Origin of the sequence: Pseudomonas sp. 65/3-MNA-CIBAN-0223 (genome assembly GCF_040310425.1) — a bacterium.
GTDB classification, from domain to species: Bacteria; Pseudomonadota; Gammaproteobacteria; order Pseudomonadales; family Pseudomonadaceae; genus Aquipseudomonas; species Aquipseudomonas gregormendelii.
Genome location: NZ_JBEOPV010000336.1, coordinates 1 through 238, shown reverse-complemented (window position 1 = coordinate 238; position 238 = coordinate 1). Strand labels below are relative to the sequence as shown.

Below are 238 nucleotides of genomic sequence, written 5' to 3'. Positions count from 1 at the left end.
GTAGTGACTAACCCTGAACACAGAAAGCGCGCCGAAGAGATTTGGCATATTCCGAGTGGTATTATTCCACCAAAACCTGGTTACCATGCAGTAGAGCAAAACCGTCGCGTAAAAGATGGCGATTTAAATTGTTACTGGGTACAAGTGAACAACAATATCCAAGCAGGCGCCAATATTAACGAAGAAGGTTTACCGGGCTACCGTAATCCTGAAAACTTCATCGTAGTGTCTGATGCTG

The 238-nt window shown here is 44.5% G+C and carries 1 protein-coding gene; it reads left to right on the top strand.

The genetic code is table 11. The features are described from left to right. A partial coding sequence (locus tag AAEZ09_RS29110) for a hypothetical protein (RefSeq protein ID WP_350601789.1) occupies positions 1-238 on the top strand: 238 nt, incomplete at both ends.